Raw genomic sequence first — 17,122 nt, 5'->3', positions numbered from 1 at the left:
GTTGGATGTGGCAAAACTCTCCCTTGCTCCGAAGCAGACAACGGGCTGTAATTGCAAATCAAATACCGCAGCGCAGAATTCAGAAAAAAGCGCGCGGGGAATGTCAGGGAGAGCGGTCATGCATGGGACCATCGAGAGCGCGGCGAACCTCGACGCGTTACGCGCACGCGCCACGTCACTGCCGCTGGAGCAGTTCGATCCGGGCGATCCCGAGTTGTTCAGGACTGATACGTTCTGGCCCTATTTCGATCGCCTGCGCCGCGAAGACCCCGTGCACTATTGCAAGGCCTCGATGTTCGGGCCGTACTGGTCGGTGACGCGCTACAACGACATCATGGAGATCGAGACCAACCATTCGGTGTTCTCCTCGGCCTCCTCGCTCGGCGGCATCACCATCCGCGACATCGACCCGGACCTGCGGCGCGAGAGTTTCATCTCGATGGACCCACCGCGCCACGCGGCGCAGCGCAAGACCGTGGCGCCGATGTTCACCCCGACGCATCTGGACAATCTCGCCCTCAACATCCGCAAGCGCTCGGCCGAGTGCCTCGACAATTTGCCCCGCGGCGAGGTGTTCGACTGGGTCGACCAGGTCTCGATCGAGCTCACCACGCAGATGCTCGCGGTGCTGTTCGACTTTCCCTGGGAGGACCGCCGCAAGCTGACACGCTGGTCTGATATCGCCACCACCATTCCCGGGCCCGACGGCCTCGTCGCCACCGAAGACGAACGTCAGGCCGAGCTTGCGGAATGCGCGGGCTATTTCGCGCGGCTGTGGAAGGAGCGCATCGCGCAGCCGCCGAAGAGCGATCTGCTCTCCATGATGGCGCATGGTGCCGCCACCCGCGATATGGACGCCAAGAACTTCCTCGGCAATCTCATCCTTTTGATCGTCGGCGGCAACGACACCACCCGCAACACCATGTCGGGCTCGCTTCTCGCGCTGAGCCAGCATCCGGAGCAGTATCGCAAGCTGCGCGAGAACCCCGGCCTGCTCGACAGCTTCGTGCCGGAGGTGATCCGCTGGCAGACGCCGCTGGCGCATATGCGGCGCACCGCGCTTGCCGACTTCGAGTTCCGCGGCAAGCAGATCAAGAAAGGTGACAAGGTCGTGATGTGGTACGTCTCGGGCAACCGCGACGAAGAGGCGATCGAAAAGCCCTACGATTTCATCATCGACCGCGCCCGGCCGCGCACGCATCTGTCTTTCGGCTTCGGCATCCACCGTTGCGTCGGCTTGCGACTTGCCGAACTTCAGCTCAAGATTATCTGGGAAGAGATCCTCAAGCGCTTCGACCATATCGACGTGGTCGGTGAACCCAAGCGGGTTTATTCGAGTTTCGTAAAGGGTCTTGAAACCTTGCCGGTCAAGATTGCGGCGTGAGATTGCTCCTTCTCCCCGCTTGCGGGGAGATGCGAAGACAGAGAAACACTGGAGCTACCACCATGAACATCCAGACTCCGGTCAAGACCGACAAGGCGGAACGCATGCGCAAGGCCCGCGAGGAGGCCTATGCGACGCCGCTGGCGCAATTCCACCCCGGCGCACCCAGGCTGTTCCAGGACGACACCTTGTGGCCGTGGTTCGAGCGGCTGCGCAAGGAAGAGCCGGTGCACTACTGCACCAATGCGCCGATCGATCCGTACTGGTCGGTGGTGAAGTACAACGACATCATGCATGTCGACACCAGCCACGGCATCTTCTCGTCGGACTCGACGCTCGGCGGCATCGGGATCCGCGATGTACCGCAGGGCTATGACTGGCCGAGCTTCATCGCGATGGACCAGCCGCAGCATTCGGCGCAGCGCAAGACTGTCTCGCCGATGTTCACGCCGACCCATCTGGACGAGCTAGCAAAGCTGATCCGCCAGCGCTCGCAGACCGTGCTCGACAATCTGCCGCGCAACGAGACCTTCAATTTCGTCGAGCGCGTCTCGATCGAGCTGACGACGCAGATGCTGGCGACCCTGTTCGACTTCCCCTGGGAAGAGCGGCGCAAGCTGACGCGCTGGTCGGATGTCGCGACTGCGCTGCCCAAGAGCGGCATCGTTGCGTCCGCCGAAGAACGCCGCCGCGAGATGGACGAATGCTACGCCTACATGTCGAAGCTGTGGAACGAGCGCGTCAACTCCGCGCCGCGCAACGATCTCTTGTCGCTGATGGCGCATAACGATGCGACGCGCTTCATGGACCCCGACAATCTCATGGGCAACATCATCCTGCTCATCGTCGGCGGCAACGACACCACCCGCAACACCATGAGCGGCTCGGTGCTGGCGCTGAGCGAGAACCCGGACCAGTTCGACAGGCTGCGCGCCAATCCGGAGCTGATCGACTCCATGGTGCCCGAGGTGATCCGCTGGCAAACGCCACTGGCGCATATGCGCCGCACCGCGCTTGCCGACACCGAGATCGGCGGCAAGCACATCAAGAAGGGCGACCGCGTCGTGATGTGGTACGTCTCCGGCAACCGCGACGAGGAGATGTTCGAGAAGCCGAACGAGTTCATCATCGACCGCCCGCGGCCGCGCACCCACCTCTCCTTCGGCTTCGGCATCCACCGCTGCGTCGGCATGCGGCTGGCCGAGCTGCAGCTGCGGATCGTCTGGGAGGAGATGTTGAAGCGGTTCGACCGGATCGAGGTGGTCGGCGAGCCCAAGCGGATCTATTCGAGCTTCATCAAGGGATATGAGTCGCTGCCGGTGAGGATTCCAGGCTGAGCTCTCTCCTCCGTCATTGCGAGGAGCCCTTGCGACGAAGCAATCCAGACTGTCGCCTCGGAGGGATTCCTGGATTGCTTCGCTACGCGCGCAATGACGAGGTCGTGGGTACACCGGCCTGTCACGGCCACAGCGGCTAACGCGGCGACACCGCCCAGCTATAAAATTCCGGCATGACAGCTCGCTCAAGATGCGAAGGGCCGACTGCAGCCTCGTGTCCTAAATCCTCCTGAGAACACAGTGCCGGCGCCTCAGGCGAGGCGGATGTCCCAGACCCCTTCCTTGCGGCAGGCGGCGACCTCCTCGCGCAAGAGTGTCGTGATGGCGAGCGAGGCCGTCGAGGCGGGACGGTCGATCGGAGAGGCGAATATGAGCTCGCGCGTCATCGGCTTGGATACGGGCGCGGTTTCCAACCGCCCATCCGCGACCTCGCCGTGGACCGATGACGGCGGCAAGAGCGCAAAGCCGAGGCCTTCCTCGACCAGGCTCGTGAGCACGCGGAACGAATCCGCCTCGAGCTGGACGTCGAGCTTGATCTTGCGCTGGGCGGCCGCGTGCTCGATCAACGCGCGGAGGCCGTGGGAATGACTGGGCAGCACCAGCCGCTGGCGCAGCAGCCAGCCGATATCGACGCTCTTCTTGCGCGCGAGGCCGCAGCCGTGCGGGCCGACCGCGACGATGTTGTCGCGGCCGAGGCTCTCCACGTTGAGATGCAGGTCGGCGGAGCGGCCGTAGAGGATGGCCAGATCCATCTCGCCGCGATGCAGCCATTCGACGAGATGGCCGCTGTAGCTCTCGACGATGCGCAGCGAGATGCCGGGAAACTTTTCGACGCAGCGCCGCGCGAAACGCGCCGACAGCACGCAGCTCACGGTCGGAACCAGGCCGAGCACGACCTGCCCGGACGGCGGCCCCTTGGCCGACTGGATATCGTCGCGAATCTGGTCGATCTGCCGCACGATGCCGGAGGTGCGTGCCAGCAAGAGACGGCCGGCTTCCGTCAGCACCATGCCGCGGCCATTGCGCGTGAACAGCTCCGTGCGCAGCTCGTGTTCCAAGAGCTTGATCTGCCGGCTCAGCGCCGGCTGCGCCACGCGCAACGTGTCGGATGCCTTCGAGAGACTGCCGAGCTCCGCCACGCAACTGAAGGTCCTGAGCTGCCGGAAATCCATGCTTGCCAATCCTGGAAGGCTACTTCATACGCTATAGCAAATGAGCATAGGGGGCTGGCATTGTTTTCACAACGCCAGAGGATCGGCCGGCGTTATCTTAACTGCGGCTACAGACGGGAAACGCCATGAGTGAAGAACACCACACCGAAGATCACGCCGACATCCGCGAGGCCGTCGCAAAGCTCTGCGCGCAGTTTCCTGGTGAATACTGGCGCAAGCTCGACCGCGAGATGGCCTACCCCAAGGCCTTCGTCGATGCGCTGACGCAGGCCGGATATCTCTCGGTGCTGATCCCCGAGGAATATGGCGGCGCGGGCCTGAAGCTTTCCGCCGCGGCCGCGATCCTCGAAGAGATCCAGCGCGCGGGCTGCAACGGCGGCGGCTGCCACGCCCAGATGTACACGATGGGCACCGTGCTGCGGCACGGCAACGACGAGCAGAAGGCAAAATATCTGCCGAAGATCGCAAGCGGCGAATTACGGCTTCAGGCGTTCGGCGTCACCGAGCCGACCAGCGGCACCGACACGACCTCGTTGAAGACGTTTGCGCGCAAGGACGGCAACGCCGGCTACGTCGTCAACGGCCAGAAGATCTGGACCAGCCGCGCCGAGCATTCCGACCTGATGCTTCTGCTGGCGCGCACCACGCCGAAGGAACAGAGCAAGAAGCGCACCGACGGCCTCTCCGTGTTCATCGTCGACATGCGCGAGGCCAAGAACAAGGGCCTCGAGATCCGCCCGATCCGCACCATGATGAACCACGCCACCACCGAAGTGTTCTTCACCGACATGAAGGTGCCGGCGGAGAATCTGATCGGCGAGGAAGGCAAGGGGTTCCGCTACATTCTCTCCGGCATGAATGCCGAGCGCATTTTGATCGCGGCCGAATGCGTCGGCGACGCAAAGTGGTTCATTGCGAAGGCCACGAACTACGCCAAGGAGCGCGCAGTGTTCGGCCGGCCGATCGGCCAGAACCAGGGCATCCAGTTCCCGATCGCGAAGGCTTACGCCTCGATGCGCGCGGCCGAATTGATGGTGAAGGAAGCCACCCGCAAATACGAGGCCGGGCTCGACTGCGGCGCCGAGGCCAACATGGCCAAGATGCTGGCGGCCGATGCGTCCTGGGAAGCGGCGAATGCCTGCATCCAGACCCATGGCGGCTTCGGCTTCGCCGAGGAATACGACGTCGAGCGCAAATTCCGCGAGACGCGGCTCTACCAGGTGGCGCCGATCTCGACCAATCTCGTGCTGTCCTTTGTCGCCGAGCACGTGCTCGGCATGCCTCGCTCGTACTGAGGTCGCGCCATGGGAGCACTTGACGGGATCAGGGTGATTGCGGTCGAGCAGGCGGTCGCGGCGCCGTTCTGCTCGTCGCGGCTGGCGGATGCCGGCGCGGAGGTGATCAAGATCGAGCGGCCCGAAGGCGATTTCGCCCGCGGCTACGATGCGGCGGCCAAGGGCCAGAGCAGCTACTTCGTGTGGCTCAACCGCGGCAAGCAATCGGCGGTGGTCGATCTCGCCACCAAGGAAGGCTGCGCGGAGCTCGAGAAGCTGATCGCGAGCGCCGACGTGCTGATCCAGAACCTCAAGCCGGGTTCGATGGACAAGCTCGGCTTTTCGCGCGAGCGATTGCTGAAGGATTATCCAAGGCTGATCTCGTGCACGATCACCGGCTATGGCGACGAAGGTCCTTACGCGCATCGCAAGGCCTATGACCTGTTGATCCAGGCCGAGAGTGGGCTCGCCTCCATCACCGGTAATCCCGACGGCGCCTCGCGCGTCGGCATGTCGATCGTGGACGTCGCGACCGGTGCCACTGCGCATGCGGCGATTTTGGAGGCGCTGATTGGGCGTGGACGGACCGGCAAGGGCGCCGACATCCGCATCTCCATGTTCGACGTGATGGCGGACTGGTGCACCGTGCCGCTGCTCAACTCCGAGGCCGGCAATCCGCCCAAGCGCATGGGCCTGCGCCATCCCTCGATCGCACCCTACGGCGTGTTCACCTCGAAGGACGGCAAGGACATATTGATCTCGATCCAGAGCGAGCGCGAGTGGAAGACGCTTTGCGTGAAGGTGCTCGATCAGCCTGATCTGCCGGCCGATCCGCGCGTCGCCAACATGGTCGAGCGCGTGCGCAACCGCGACTTCACCGACACGACGGTCGCGGACATTTTCGGCAAGATGACGCGCGACGAGCTGTTGAAGCGGCTGTCGGACGCCGACATCGCCTTTGCCGAGGTCAATACCATGGCCGATCTCACCAGCCATCCGCATCTGCGCCGCATCGAGGTCGACACGCCGAACGGCCGCGTCAGCTATCCCGCGCCGGCGCCAATCATCGTCGGCGAGACGCGCGCCTATGGCGCCGTGCCCGGCATCGGCGAGAATCCCCAATCCAAGAAGTAACAGAGCGAGGCGCCATGACCGAGAAGCTCGACATCGATCACTTGCGGCAATGGATCGGCCGCAGCACGGAGGCCACCGACATCGTCACCGCGCAGCTCGTGAAGGGCCTGCGCGCGACGCTGTTCCAGGAGGTCGGCGAGCCCAAAGCGGGCGATGCCGCGCCGTTCACGGTGCATTGGTGCCTGGCGCAGCCGGTGTTTCCGATGTCGATGCTCGGCCCCGACGGCCATCCGACCCGCGGGGGCTTCCTGCCGCCCGTACCGCTGCCGCGCCGGATGTGGGCCGGCGGCGAGATCGAGTTCCTGCAGCCACTGCAGGTCGGCGATGAGTCGACCCGGACCTCGCGCATCGCCGATGTTCAGGTCAAGACCGGTTCGACCGGCACGCTGTGCTTCGTCTCGGTCGAGCACAGCATCTCCTCGCCGCGGGGCGTTGCCATCCGCGAGCGGCAGGACATCGTCTATCGCGAGATGACGAGCAGCGCGCCTGCTGGCGCCAAGGCTCCGCCTCCGCCGCCGAAGGCGCAACACCGCGAGACGCACGTCTCGGACCCCGTGCTGCTGTTTCGCTATTCCGCGTTGACCTTCAACGGCCACCGCATCCATTACGATCGCGACTACGTCACCAAGGTCGAGGGTTACCCGGGCCTGATCTTCCACGGGCCGCTGCAGGCGGCGCTCATCATCGAGATGGCGGCGAAACTGCGCGACGGCAGGGCGCCGAAGAAGTTCACCTATCGCGGCGTGCAGCCGCTGTTCGAGGGCACGGAATTCTCCATCAACGCCAGCGAGACCGAGGCGGGCCTGGAGCTGTGGACAGCGAATGCCGAGGGACAGCCGACGATGAAGGGAACGGCGGTGTGGTGACGCACTCTCCTCGTCATTGCGGGGAGTGAAGCGACGAAGCAATCTGTCACCGCAGAGGCAGTCTGGATTGCTTCGCTTCGCTCGCAATGACGGCTGGTAGCAGCAATCAACAACAGGGACGGAAACCATGGCCAAGAACGGCAAGAGCGGCAGCAAGTCCGTCACCGTGAAGCAGGCGACTCTCGATCTGCTGCGCTCCCTGGGCATCGACAGGGTGTTCGGAAATCCCGGCTCGACCGAGCTGCCGTTCCTGAGCGACTGGCCTGACGACATCGATTACGTGCTGGCGCTGCAGGAAGCCTCCGCCGTCGGCATGGCGGACGGCTACGCGCAGGCGACGCGCAATGCCGGCTTCGTCAATCTGCACTCGGCCGCCGGCGTCGGCAACGCGCTCGGCAATATCTACACCGCACATCGCAACCAGACCCCGCTCGTGATCACCGCGGGCCAGCAGGCGCGCTCGATCCTGCCGCTGCAGGCGTTCCTCTATGCCGAGCGCGCATCGGAATTCCCGCGGCCTTACGTGAAATACAGCATCGAGCCGGCGCGGCCCGAGGACGTGCCGGCAGCGATCGCGCGGGCCTATTACACCGCAATGCAGCCGCCCTGCGGGCCGACCTTCGTGTCGATCCCGATCGACGACTGGGCGCATGCCGCAGCTCCCATCGAGGCGCGCAAGGTCAGCCGCGAGACCGGTCCCGAGGCTGACGCGATGAAAGCGCTGGTTGCCGCGCTCGGCTCGGCAAAGCACCCTGCCCTCGTCGTCGGCCCCGGCGTCGACCGCGCCGGCGCGGTGGACCTGATGGTGCGCGTGGCCGAGAAGGCCAAGGCGAGCGTCTGGGTCAGCCCGTTCTCGGCGCGCTGCTCGTTTCCCGAGCGGCATCCGCAATTCGCGGGTTTCCTGCATGCTTCGCCGGCGCAACTCTCCGACGCGCTGCGTGAGCACGATCTCGTGGTCGTCATCGGCGCGCCGGTGTTCACCTTCCACGTCGAAGGCCACGCCGCGATCTTCGACGGAGGCGCGACGATCTTTCAGATCACCGATGATCCGGATGCGGCTGCGGTTACGCCCGTCGGCACCAGCATCGTCGCGACGATGAAGCCGGCCCTCACCACGCTGCTCGACATGCTGCCGGACAGCAAACGCGCGGCGCCAAAAGGCCGCACGCTGCCGCCGGCACCGAAGGCCGCCGATCCGCTTCCGGTCGAATTTCTGCTGCACTCGCTGTCGCAGGCGATGCCGGATGGCGCATCGCTGGTCGAGGAAGTGCCCTCGCACCGGCCGGCGATGCAGAAGTTCATGCCGATGCGCGGCCAGGACAGTTTCTACACCATGGCGAGCGGCGGCCTCGGCTATTCGCTACCCGCCGCCGTCGGCATGGCGTTGGGCAAGCCGAACGGTCGTACGGTGTGCCTGATCGGTGACGGCTCGGCGATGTATTCGATCCAGGCGCTGTGGACCGCAGCTCAACGAAAACTGCCGCTGACCATCGTCGTCATCAACAATTCCGGCTACGGCGCGATGCGCTCGTTCAGCCAGGTGATGCAGGTGCGTAACGTGCCCGGGCTGGAATTGCCGGGGATCGATTTCGTGCGGCTCGCCGAAGGCATGGGGTGCCATGCGGTGCGGGTGAGCAAGGCGACGGAGCTGGACGAGGCGCTGAAGCGCGGGATGGCGTTCGAGGGGACGAGCCTCGTCGAGGTCGTCGTGGATTCGGCGGTGCCGGTGCTGTACGGGCAGAAGCATTAACTTTGTCGTCCCTGCCTGGTGCGCAATTGCGCACTAGGCAGGGACGACACTGAATATTTGGCGCGACCACGCCACACATCACGACGCCAAGAATCCCCCGTCCGCCGCCAGCACATGCCCGACGACGTAGGATGACGCATCCGACGACAGCCACACCACGGCTTCCGCCACCTCCTCCGGGCTCCCCATCCGCCGCAGCGGCAGGCCAGCACTGACAGTCGCGACATCGCCGACGCCGGCGCGGAGCATCATGTCGGTGACGACGCGGCCGGGGGCGATGGCGTTGATGCGGATGCCGCGCGGGGCGTTCTCCATCGCAGCCGAGCGCGTCAGCGAGATCGCAGCCGCTTTCGAGGCCGAGTAGAGCGAGAAGCCGGGATTGGGATTGCGCACACCGCTGACGGAGGCGTTGACGACGATGCTGCCGCGTCCTTTCGCCAGCATCGCCGGCAATTGGTGGCGCAGGCACAGGAACAGCGCGCGGACATTGGTGTCGAACACGCTGTCGTAGATGTCCGTGCCCTGCTCTTCCAGCGGCGCGCGGCGCTCCTGGAAGCCCGCATTGTTGAAGGCGACGTCGAGCCGGCCGCAGCGCTCGATGGCGGTGCGGACGAGGCGCACGACGTCGTCCTCTCGCGTGATGTCGGTCTTGACCGGGATGGCTTTCGCGCCGAGCTCCCGGCATATGACCGCGGTGGCCTCGATTTCGGCTTCCCGCCGTCCCGCGACGATGATCGCCTCGGCGCCCTCGGATGCCATCCGCAGCGCCGTGGCGCGTCCGATGCCGCTGCCGCCGCCTGTGACGAGGCAGACCTTGCCTCTCATCCGCTCGCCGGCCGGCACAGTTCCGCTCATGGGTCACTCCAAAACGCTTGCGCGCCTCGTCGCGCGCATATAGTTGTATGATACAACTATATGCGGAGAGTCAAGCATGACCGAGCCTTCGCTGATCGACGATATCCGCGCCGCCTCGCGGCTGATGGTGCGGGAGCTCGGCTTCATGGATGCGACGGTGGCGGCCTCGGACTATCCGCCCTCGGCCGTGCACACCATCCTTGAGATCGGCATCCGCGGTCCGATGAATTCAGGCGAGCTCGGCGATTTCCTGCGTCTGGAGAAATCCAGCGTCAGCCGCATGGTGCGCAAGCTGGTCGACTGCGGCGAGCTGCGGGAGACGCATGACGAGGCCGATGCGCGCAGCAAGCTCTTGTCGCTGACGGCGAAGGGCCGGCGCACGCTGGAGGCGCTGCACGCGTTCGGCCGGCAGCAGGTGCGCGGCGCGCTGGCCGCGCTGACAGAGACCGAACAGCGCACAGTGCGCGAGGGCATGATGCTCTATGCGCGGGCGCTGCGGCAGAGCCGGGTGGAGGATGAGGCGGAGTCGGCGGCGTAGCCACACTCTCGGTGTCATCGCCCGCGAAGGCGGGCGATCCAGTATTCCAGAGACGGCTGTGATTCCTCGACAGGCCGCGGCGTACTGGATTCCCCGCTTCCGCGGGGAATGACAGCGGTGCGGGTGGCAACAGCCTTCCCTACTTCCCGAACTCCTCCCGCATCTTCGCCTGGATCTTGGCCATGCCGCCGATCCAGCGGTCGTAATTCTCGGTCTTCTTGCGCATGTAACCGAGCACCTGCGGGTGCGGCAGGATCAGGAACGTCTCCTGCTCGAGGCCGGCGAGCACGTCTTTCGCCACCTGCTCGGGCGTGAGGTCGCCGTCGCCGGATTGCGGGCCCTTGGGGATCGAGCGCAGCATGTTGGTGTCGACGCCCTGCGGGCACAGGATCGAAACCTTGATATTGTGCGCCTTGTGCGAGATCGCGAGGTTCTCGGCAAAGCCGACCGCGGCGTGCTTGGTCGTCGAGTAAGCCGGGCTCCCGACCTGCGACAGCAGGCCCGCGGCCGAGATCGTGTTGAGGAAATAGCCGCCGCCGCGCGCCTTCATACGGGGGATCAGATGCCGCGCTGCATAGACATGGGCCATGACGTGGATCGCCCAGCTGCGCTGCCAAGGCTCGTCGGAGGCGCCGCCGGCATTGACCGACATCGGATCGAAGCCGCCGCCGATGCCGGCATTGGAGCAGAACAACTCGATCGGACCGAACTGCCGCTCGGTCTCCTCGATGACGTGCGAAATATCCTTCTCCTGCGCGACGTCGCATTTGAAGGCCGCACCATCCACCGTGGCTGCGACCGCCCTCGCATTGGCGGCGTCCATGTCCGCGACGACGACCTTCGCCGCGCCCGCTTTGTGAAAAGCCTCGCACAGCGCCTTGCCGATGCCGTTGGCGCCGCCCGTGACGACCACGACCTTGCCGGTCACCTGCATGCGACGTCTCCTCTTTTCTTATAGCCCTCGGCTATCTTATACCGCTTCGCTTATTCCGCTTCGCGGATCTTGCTCAGCTCAACACGAGGTCGAGCACCGCGGTATAATGGCATGCCGCGCCGGCCAAGACAAAGCCGTGCCAGATCGCATTCTGGAAGCGCAGCCGCCGCCAGGCATGGAAGATCACGCCAAAGCTGTAGAACAGGCCGCCCGCAAGGATGAAGCCCAGCACCAGCGCAGGCAGCGCCTTGACCACGGCGTCGTAGAGCATCACGGCGCTCCAGCCCATCGCGAGATAGATGCCGACCGCGACGCGGTCGAACCGGCCGGGGTAAAGAAGTTTCAGCACGATACCGAGGATCGCCACGCACCAGACCCCGGCGAGCAGCACCAGCGCGAACACGCTGTCCTTCACCTCGAGGATGAACGGCGTGTAGGTCGCCGCGATCAGCAGGTAGATCGCACAATGGTCGAACCGCCGCAGCAGCCATTTGGCCGGCGAGACCGGCCAGAGATTATAGGTCGCCGACAGCACCAGCATCGAGAGCAGGCCGGCGACATAGATCGAGACCCCGACGATGTTGGTGGCATCGGCATAAATCGCCGTCAGCACCACCAGGACCGTGGCGGCAACGATGCCGCAGAACACGCCGATCGCGTGGATGACGCCGTCCGCGATCAATTCGGCACGGTCGAAGTTCCAGCCGATCACGTCGGCTGCGGCGTGGACAGAGGTGGATGCGAGCTGTTTCAGTTGGAAGACGGTCATGGCAATCCGCAAAGGCGAGGACAATGCCCTCTTGTAGGGGTCTTTCGAGATCGGCGCGTCGTTCAAACGGCTGATTTGCCGACAAAGGCGGTGGAAGTATGAAGCTTGATTTTCCTCACGCGATTGCCACTTTTGTGAACAGTCTCACTGTTCCGCCCGCCCCCGGATCAATCACGTTCATATGGCATTCAGTTTCCAGGATATGGTCGAAGAAGCGCGGCTGTCGGCAAGGGCGCTGATCGACTATGGCGAGCACTTCTTCAACCCGACGGTGCGGCTCGGGGTCACCGGCCTGTCGCGGGCCGGTAAGACAGTATTCATCACTGCGCTGATCCACGGCCTCACGCGCGGCGGCCGCTTTCCGGTGTTCGAGGCCTATGCCTCGGGCCGGATCGCGCGGGCGCATCTGGCGCCGCAGCCCGACGACGCCGTGCCGCGCTTTGCCTATGAGAACCATTTGCGTGCGCTGATCGAGGAGCGGCGCTGGCCGAACTCGACCGTCGACATCAGCGAACTCAGGCTCGTCATCGACTATCAGCGCCAGAACGGCTCCGACCGCACATTGACGCTCGACATCGTCGATTATCCCGGCGAGTGGTTGCTCGACCTGCCGCTGCTCCAGAAGAGCTATGAGCAATGGTCCGCCGAAAGCCTCGCGCTGTCGCGCGAGGCGCCGCGTGCGCATCTTGCGGCGGATTGGCACGCGCATCTCGCAACGCTCAAGCCCGGGGCGCGCGAGGACGAGCAGGCGACGCTGACGGCGGCAAAGCTCTTCAAAGGCTATTTGCGCGCCTGCCGCGACGAGCGCTTTGCGATGAGCCTGCTGCCGCCCGGCCGCTTCCTGATGCCCGGCAATCTCGCCGATACGCCGGCGCTGACTTTTGCACCGCTCGACGTGCCCGTTGGCGGCCAGGCACCGGACGGCTCGCTATGGGCGATGATGGTCCGCCGCTTCGAGGCCTACAAGGACGTCGTGGTGCGGCCGTTCTTCCATGATCATTTTGCCCGGCTCGATCGCCAGATCGTGCTGGCCGACGCGCTCGCCGCGTTCAACTCCGGCCCCGAAGCGCTGCACGATCTCGAAGCCGCGCTCGCGGGCATTCTCGACTGCTTTCGCATCGGCCGCAGCACCTTCCTCACCAGCCTGTTCCGGCCGCGTATCGACCGCATCCTGTTCGCGGCGACCAAGGCGGACCATCTGCATCATTCCAGTCACGACCGCCTCGAGGCGGTGCTGCGCCGTGCGGTCACCCGCGCGGTTGCGCGCGCGGAAGACACCGGCGCTGCGATCGACGTGGTGGCGCTCGCCGCCGTTCGCGCCACGCGCGAGGCCCAGGTCGCCCATGGCCGCGACAAATTGCCCTCGATCCTGGGAACGCCGGCGGCCGGCGAAAGCGCCGGCGGCGAGTTCTTCGACGGCAACACGGAGGTTGCGACCTTTCCGGGTGACCTGCCTCCGGACCCCGAGCCGCTGTTCAACGGCACAGACGCATTCCGCGGCCTCTCGACGGAAGCTGCCGAAAAGAGCGACTTTCGTTTCCTGCGCTTCCGTCCGCCAAAGCTCGAGCGCGAGGGCAATGACGAGCCGGCGCTGCCACACATCCGCCTCGACCGTGCCTTGCAGTTCCTGATCGGAGACAAGCTGTCATGAACGACCGATCCAAGCCGCGGCGGCCGGCGACGTTCCGGCTCGACGATCCCGGCGTCGTCGTCACCGAAGCCGACGAGACGAGCCGGATCGGTCGCGCCACGATCCAGATCACGCCGGAGCCGGATCCCTCGACGCTGCCGGTGCCGGTTCAAACCGCGCTTCCGGCGCGGCGCGGTTTTCCCTGGGGCACGCTGTTCTGGTCCGGCCTCGCCGGGCTAACGGTGCTCGGCGTCGGGCTCGGCGTCGTTCATCTGATCGAGGATTTGTTTGCGCGCAGCGAAAGCCTCGGCTTCGTGGGCCTTGCCCTCGCCTTCGTCACTACGCTCGCGCTCGCGGTGGTGATCGGGCGCGAGGCGTTCGGACTGGCGCGCCTCGCGACTATCGAGAAACTGCATCAGCGTGCAGCCGCGGTCCTTGCCAGCGACGATCGCAAGGAGAGCCGCGTCATCGTGCAGGACCTGCTCAGGATCGCGCACCAGAACCCGCAACTCGCGCGCGCCCGTGCCACGCTGGAAAGCCACGCCGGCGAGATCATCGACGGCGCCGACATGATCCGGCTCGCCGAGCGCGAATTGATGTCTCCGCTGGACGCAGAGGCGCGGCGGCTGGTGTCATCAGCCGCGCAAAAAGTCTCGATCGTGACCGCCGTTTCGCCGCGCGCGGCGATCGACGTGATGTTCGTGTTCGTGGCCGCGCTGCGGCTGATCCGCCAGCTCGCCTATCTCTATGGCGGCCGCCCCGGCGCGCTCGGCATGATCCGCCTGCTCCGCCACGTCATCGCCCATCTCGCCATCACGGGCGGCATGGCCGCGAGCGACAGCCTGGTGCAGCAGATGCTCGGACATGGGATCGCGGCGAAGCTGTCGCAGCGGCTGGGTGAAGGTGTACTGAACGGGTTGTTGACGGCGCGGTTGGGCCTGGCCGCGATCGACGTCACAAGGCCGCTGCCGTTCGCAGCGCTGCCGCCGCCGAAGCTCTCTGATCTCGCAACGGATCTGCTGCGGAAGAAGGACGAGGAGTAGCGGTACTATCCGGGCCTTCGTTCGCGCCGTTCGCCCACCGGCCCGGCACGGCAGCCCAGTTCGGCGGCTATCTTCGATGCGCCAACGCCCCGTCACGCAATGAAGAATCCAGGCCGCGAGTGGAAAGGTCCGGCGACGACTGAAGACACGACGGTCAAAAAAGCAGTGTTTCGCTCACGCGCTTTTTGACCGTGCAGTGCGTACAAGTTCGGCCATCAGCTGCCCGCGGTCCTGCCCCCGAGCATCGAGAACCACGATCAGTTGCAGCACGGTGCTCGGGCTGAAGCTACGCTCGTCCCTCTCGATGATCTCCCCGCAGTTCAACGAAAGGTGACGTGGCTTTCCGATGGATTAGCCGTATCGCAGAGAGCAACGCACCGGCTGGTAGATCTGCTCGCTATACTCCGCACCGCGATCCCGGTCACGGAAGGCATTCAGGTCAGCAACAAGTTGTGCAAAGGCAGATGCAGTGTGCATCTCATCGCCGAACGTCTCGAGAGCGTGGAGCGTGGTAAATCCCCAAATAGTGCGATAACGCCCACTGTGCTTTTCACTACTTATCGAAACTGCGTACGTTCCACGGTACGTCACGTCCTTTGGAACTGCATTCGCAATCTTCGCCTCATTGACGATCAGCCACTTTTTGAATGCATCATGCTGATCAAATGGGACGTTGTAACCCCATTCAACCACGAGCGATCCAAGGAGGACGCTTTCGGCAAGGAGCTTTTCGATATCAGCCTTACCCTCCCCATGTTTGAGAAGGTCACAAAAAGGGAAAGAGACGCCAGTTCGCACCTCTGGCTCAATCGACTCAATGCTTGGGGAGGTAAGCCTTTCGCCCGCTATAAGACTGGTAACAAGTTGGGTTGAATCAATGTTACTCATTCAGTCCCTCCTCAAATTCTATCAGACCTCGTTCGTGTAAATTCTTGAGACCAATCACCAGATGACGCCTAGCTTCGCTCTCGGACATCTGGCCTTCCACTTTTTGTCGGTACCGTTGCTCAATTTCGTACGAAGTGCCGCCGTCGCAGAGTTCGAATATCAGCCAAGCGTTGAGGTTCAGCATAAACAGCTTCGGCGGATTTGGCCGAAACACCACACAACTCTTCATCTCTTCAACCGGCCGCACCCGGAGGCTTGGGACGCGCCTGTAGCAACCATTCAGGAAGGACACGCACGTCTACTCCTTTGTTAAGCACTTTATCGAATGGATCTGGTGCGTCCCAGGCGCCGTGAAACGCGTACGCGGTAGAACGACACCCACCATGGGAGCCTTGGCTCGATGAACAACTTGGGCAGGTGTCTGTAACGCGACCTGACCTCAACTCTCGATAAAGCGGATGTTGCCACGTCTCCATGAAGGGCACATCTTTGATGTTCCCGTAATCAACGTACTCTCGTAGGTAGGCGCAACCTATCGAACTTCCGAATGCGTTAACGGCAGCCATCTGCCAGCACGAATTGCCATTATTTGGATGCCAAGATTGCATAAGTTTCATGCCGCTAGGCAACCGAAGTGAATCAAGAGCCGCATGCATCTCGTCGAGCGACAGAGCGAATTCCGCCCAGCTATATTTGAAGCGTCCAAGCGGATACGGCCGCAAAATGCCGACCGTCTTGACACCAAGCTTGTTGGCTAGCTCAACAAAGCCCTGCAGATCTCCGACATTCTTTTGATTAAGGATTGTAAGTAGCTGAGTCTCAATTCCTGCATCCAGCAAGTGTTTGACGGCTTCACAGGCGAGTGCATGGCTTCCACTCGTTCCAGTGAAATAGTCGTGGACCTCGGCGCGCGGGCTAAGAATATCGACAAGTACAATACCAACGCCGATCTCTCTCAATTCCTTGGAAAGAGCGCGGGTGATGAGCGTCCCGTTAGTACGAACTTCCGTAAAGAAACGACTTGATGCGGAAGTAAGGAAGGGCAGGAAGTCGGGCCTGTGAAAGGGTTCTCCTCCCTCGATATAGAGGAAAACTACACCTAACCCTGCAATTTCGTTGAGAAAACGCTCCCAGTCATCGCCGGTCAGTTCGGCAGCTGCCTTTTGGGGCGAGCAATCAGCATAGCAATGCCGGCACGAGAGGTTACACGTCTCGGTAAAGCAGACCGAAAGTTTGAGAGGTTTCTCCAACGAAAACGGGTTCTGAATGGGCGCCATAACGGCCAACCATATTGTTTCGCAAAATCTTGGCGTCGCAACAATATCAGGCACACGTTGAGAGTGCTAAATTGGCACAAGATGCGCAAATTGGCAACCCTGCAGTAACTTGCGTGCGAGGCTCAGGCTGCAGTTGTGCCGCGGTGGTGTGCCCGCCGTAGCGCGCATGCATCAGTCCGAATGACCGCTTCGGGGCAAAAAGGAAAGCGGCATGTTCGCAGTCGGGACCCAACAACGGTCATGATCTCACAGACGAGCCCGACGTGACCAA

At 63.5% G+C, this 17,122-nt stretch carries 16 protein-coding genes; 9 read left to right on the top strand and 7 right to left on the bottom strand.

What is annotated here, in order from left to right:
* The first annotated feature begins 118 nt into the window (after nt 1-118).
* Together JQ627_RS12120 and JQ627_RS12115 are read left to right on the top strand one after the other, a co-directional pair.
* Nucleotides 119-1,384 (top strand): cytochrome P450, encoded by a 1,266-nt coding sequence (locus JQ627_RS12120; RefSeq protein WP_212484437.1) that lies wholly within the window; start codon nt 119-121, stop codon nt 1,382-1,384.
* Nucleotides 1,385-1,446: 62 nt separating this feature from the next.
* Nucleotides 1,447-2,721, top strand: coding sequence for a cytochrome P450 (locus JQ627_RS12115; protein ID WP_212484436.1), 1,275 nt, complete (start codon nt 1,447-1,449; stop codon nt 2,719-2,721).
* Between the two features lie 251 nt (nt 2,722-2,972).
* On the opposite strand, the gene JQ627_RS12110 is transcribed toward JQ627_RS12115, so the two are convergent.
* Nucleotides 2,973-3,893 (bottom strand): LysR substrate-binding domain-containing protein, encoded by a 921-nt coding sequence (locus JQ627_RS12110; protein WP_212484435.1) that lies wholly within the window; start codon nt 3,891-3,893, stop codon nt 2,973-2,975.
* 125 nt (nt 3,894-4,018) lie between these two features.
* Between JQ627_RS12110 and JQ627_RS12105 the strand changes: the two genes are divergently transcribed.
* The 4 genes from JQ627_RS12105 to mdlC all read left to right on the top strand — a co-directional run bounded on the left by JQ627_RS12105 (nt 4,019) and on the right by mdlC (nt 8,917).
* Nucleotides 4,019-5,188: an acyl-CoA dehydrogenase family protein gene (locus tag JQ627_RS12105; RefSeq protein WP_212484434.1), complete on the top strand. Its 1,170-nt coding sequence runs from the start codon at nt 4,019-4,021 to the stop codon at nt 5,186-5,188.
* Between the two features lie 9 nt (nt 5,189-5,197).
* The gene (locus JQ627_RS12100) at nt 5,198-6,301 is read left to right on the top strand and encodes a CaiB/BaiF CoA-transferase family protein (protein WP_212484433.1); all 1,104 of its coding nucleotides are present in this window, start codon (nt 5,198-5,200) and stop codon (nt 6,299-6,301) included.
* Between the two features lie 14 nt (nt 6,302-6,315).
* Nucleotides 6,316-7,167 carry a MaoC family dehydratase N-terminal domain-containing protein gene (locus tag JQ627_RS12095; protein ID WP_212484432.1) on the top strand — a complete coding sequence of 284 codons (852 nt, stop codon included), beginning with the start codon at nt 6,316-6,318 and terminating at the stop codon, nt 7,165-7,167.
* Between the two features lie 127 nt (nt 7,168-7,294).
* A complete protein-coding gene (mdlC, locus tag JQ627_RS12090) occupies nt 7,295-8,917 on the top strand; it encodes a benzoylformate decarboxylase (protein ID WP_212484431.1) in 1,623 nt (540 codons plus the stop codon).
* Between the two features lie 78 nt (nt 8,918-8,995).
* Here the strand turns inward: mdlC and JQ627_RS12085 are convergent, their stop codons facing one another.
* A complete protein-coding gene (locus JQ627_RS12085) occupies nt 8,996-9,772 on the bottom strand; it encodes an SDR family NAD(P)-dependent oxidoreductase (protein WP_212484430.1) in 777 nt (258 codons plus the stop codon).
* A 76-nt stretch (nt 9,773-9,848) separates the two neighbouring features.
* On the opposite strand from JQ627_RS12085, the gene JQ627_RS12080 reads away from it, so the two are divergent.
* A complete protein-coding gene (locus JQ627_RS12080) occupies nt 9,849-10,310 on the top strand; it encodes a MarR family winged helix-turn-helix transcriptional regulator (protein WP_212484429.1) in 462 nt (153 codons plus the stop codon).
* 139 nt (nt 10,311-10,449) lie between these two features.
* Here the strand turns inward: JQ627_RS12080 and JQ627_RS12075 are convergent, their stop codons facing one another.
* Nucleotides 10,450-11,244: an SDR family oxidoreductase gene (locus JQ627_RS12075; RefSeq protein ID WP_212484428.1), complete on the bottom strand. Its 795-nt coding sequence runs from the start codon at nt 11,242-11,244 to the stop codon at nt 10,450-10,452.
* Between the two features lie 73 nt (nt 11,245-11,317).
* Nucleotides 11,318-12,013, bottom strand: a complete 696-nt coding sequence (trhA, locus tag JQ627_RS12070) for a PAQR family membrane homeostasis protein TrhA (protein ID WP_212484427.1) — start codon at nt 12,011-12,013, stop codon at nt 11,318-11,320.
* Between the two features lie 181 nt (nt 12,014-12,194).
* On the opposite strand from trhA, the gene JQ627_RS12065 reads away from it, so the two are divergent.
* Nucleotides 12,195-13,664: a YcjX family protein gene (locus JQ627_RS12065; protein WP_212484426.1), complete on the top strand. Its 1,470-nt coding sequence runs from the start codon at nt 12,195-12,197 to the stop codon at nt 13,662-13,664.
* The gene (locus JQ627_RS12060) at nt 13,661-14,686 is read left to right on the top strand and encodes a YcjF family protein (protein ID WP_212484425.1); all 1,026 of its coding nucleotides are present in this window, start codon (nt 13,661-13,663) and stop codon (nt 14,684-14,686) included. Before JQ627_RS12065 ends, JQ627_RS12060 begins: the two co-directional genes overlap by 4 nt.
* A 351-nt stretch (nt 14,687-15,037) precedes the next feature.
* Here the strand turns inward: JQ627_RS12060 and JQ627_RS12055 are convergent, their stop codons facing one another.
* Genes JQ627_RS12055 through JQ627_RS12045 form a run of 3 tightly spaced genes read right to left on the bottom strand, consistent with a single transcriptional unit; the run spans nt 15,038 to nt 16,905 of the window.
* Complete coding sequence (locus JQ627_RS12055; RefSeq protein ID WP_212484424.1) at nt 15,038-15,574, bottom strand: hypothetical protein; 537 nt, start codon at nt 15,572-15,574, stop codon at nt 15,038-15,040.
* Nucleotides 15,567-15,803 (bottom strand): PqqD family protein, encoded by a 237-nt coding sequence (locus JQ627_RS12050; RefSeq protein ID WP_212484423.1) that lies wholly within the window; start codon nt 15,801-15,803, stop codon nt 15,567-15,569. Before JQ627_RS12050 ends, JQ627_RS12055 begins: the two co-directional genes overlap by 8 nt.
* 4 nt (nt 15,804-15,807) lie before the next feature.
* Nucleotides 15,808-16,905: a radical SAM protein gene (locus JQ627_RS12045; protein WP_312015757.1), complete on the bottom strand. Its 1,098-nt coding sequence runs from the start codon at nt 16,903-16,905 to the stop codon at nt 15,808-15,810.
* Between the last annotated feature and the right edge of the window lie 217 nt (nt 16,906-17,122).

The organism is Bradyrhizobium liaoningense (assembly GCF_018130785.1).
Classification (GTDB): domain Bacteria; phylum Pseudomonadota; class Alphaproteobacteria; order Rhizobiales; family Xanthobacteraceae; genus Bradyrhizobium; species Bradyrhizobium liaoningense_A.
The sequence above is the reverse complement of the archived record's forward strand: the minus strand, read 5'-3'. Positions and strand labels throughout refer to the sequence as shown.